Source organism: Nocardia tenerifensis NBRC 101015 (assembly GCF_000308715.1).
GTDB lineage: Bacteria > Actinomycetota > Actinomycetes > Mycobacteriales > Mycobacteriaceae > Nocardia > Nocardia tenerifensis.
The window spans coordinates 1-1,914 of the sequence record NZ_BAGH01000472.1 but is presented as its reverse complement, the minus strand read 5'-3'; the positions used below and the strand labels follow the sequence as shown (position 1 = coordinate 1,914).

The 1,914-nt window shown below is 67.6% G+C and carries 1 protein-coding gene and 1 rRNA gene; one reads left to right on the top strand and one right to left on the bottom strand.

The features are described 5' to 3' along the window. The coding region (locus ON39_RS34095; RefSeq protein ID WP_051187458.1) for a DUF2786 domain-containing protein at positions 1-1,280 on the top strand (1,280 nt) is incomplete at its 5' end. Between the two features lie 389 nt (positions 1,281-1,669). On the opposite strand, the gene rrf is transcribed toward ON39_RS34095, so the two are convergent. Beyond that, positions 1,670-1,786, bottom strand: a 5S ribosomal RNA gene (gene rrf / locus ON39_RS34090). Between the last annotated feature and the right edge of the window lie 128 nt (positions 1,787-1,914).

Genomic DNA, 1,914 nt, shown 5'->3' with positions numbered 1-1,914 from the left:
GAACCGGCGGCGACGTTCGGGGCGGACGACCGGAGAGCGGGTCGGCCGGCTCCGAGTTCTGGTCCGCTCAGCGACCGCCGACGGACCCCGAGCAGATCGCCAACGCACTGATGGCCGCCGCCATGGCGACGGCGCAGGGCGCCGCGTCCGCCGCGGACCGCTGTGCGTCGGCGCTCGCCGGGCGCGAGCCGCTGACGCCGGAGACGGAGCACGGGGCGCGGCTGGCGGGTCAGCACATCATCAGCCGCGTTTTCGAGAACGGCTGGTTGCCCGAGGACGTGCACCAGGCCGCGCGCCGGCACCTCGACGAGTACGCGAGCGGGCTGCTGATCGATGTGATCGCCGCGTATATGCGTCCCTTCGCCGACAAGCCGGTGGACGAGACCTGGCGTGCGCAACTGGGCGAGCTGAATGCCGTTGTGTGGTGGTCGAATTCGGCCCCGCACCTCGGGCAGTGGGCGGCGAAACATCTGTTGACGCCGGTCGAGGCGCTCACCGCCGTGGTGCAGGCGCTGGCACTGCTGATCCGGCTGCCTCGACTGGAACTCATCCGGCCGCTGCCCGGGACCGCGCCGGCGATGGCCGCGGTGCACCATCACGTCGATGAGAAGATTCTCGGGCGGGTGCGGGGCCTGCTGGCGAAGGCGGAGTCGACCTCGTTTCCGGAGGAGGCCGAGTCGCTGTCGGCCAAGGCGCAGGAGTTGATGACCAAGTACGCACTCGATCGCGTGCTGGTCGACGCGCAAGCCTCGGTGCCCGATCCGCCTGGGGCGCGCCGGATTTGGCTCGACACGCCCTATGTCGACGCAAAGGCGCTGCTGGTCGACGCGGTCGCGAACGCCAATCGGTGCCGCGGGATCTTCTCTTCGGTGTGGGGGTTCATGACCCTCGTAGGTGACGAGGGTGATCTCGAGGTTGTCGAGTTGCTGGTGACCTCGCTGCTGGTGCAGGCCACCAGGGCGATGATCGCGAGCGGCAATCAGGCCGAGCGCAGCGCGGATTCCCGGAGCCGTTCATATCGCAAGTCGTTTCTCATCGCGTATGCCACGCGTATCGGGGAGCGGTTGGCGGCGGCAAACGAAGAGGCCATCGCCGAGTCGGCCGAGCCGGCGCGGTTGCTACCAGTGCTCGCCTCGCATCAGATGAAAGTGGACGCGGCTTTCGACGAGCTGTTCCCCGACGTCCGCAATCGCGGGGTCGCTATTTCGAATGCGAACGGGTGGGACGACGGCCGGACCGCCGCCGACCGAGCGAATCTCGGTGCCCGCCACCGCGGTTGACCCAAATCCCGCACTCCCTCTCGGGATCCGCACTTCCTCTAGGGCCCTAGAGGAAGTGCGGCTGCCGAGAGGTGGTGCGGCTCCCTAGAGGTGGTGCGGGATTTCGTCATCTCGTCCTGTTGCGAGCCTGAGCGAGGGGTGACGCCCCCAGGTAGGCCTGGTGTCGCGCCGCCGGACGCGCTTCGGGTCGCTTGGTCGGGTGCTGCCTGTTGGATAGGTGCCCGGTCCTGTGCAGTTCGGGTCCGGACCCCTCAAGATCCGCACTGTCTCTCGGGAGCCGCACTGGCTTTAGGGCACTAGAGGCGGTGCGGGGCCTGAGAGGGAGTGCGGGGTTTTGGGGTGGGACGACGAAAGCCCCCAGCGGGGGCTGGGGGCTTTCGTGAAGGATGTTCCGGCGGTGTCCTACTCTCCCACACCCTGTCGAGTGCAGTACCATCGGCGCTGGCAGGCTTAGCTTCCGGGTTCGGAATGGGACCGGGCGTTTCCCTGCCGCTATGGCCGCCGTAACTCTATGAAACTGTCACACACCTCATGTCCCAGGTTCACCAGAGGGGATTGTTCAGGGACCTGCGGCCCCTGAAACCCCACACAGTGACAAACAGGGGCGAGCCCCTGAACCCGTGGACACGGGTTT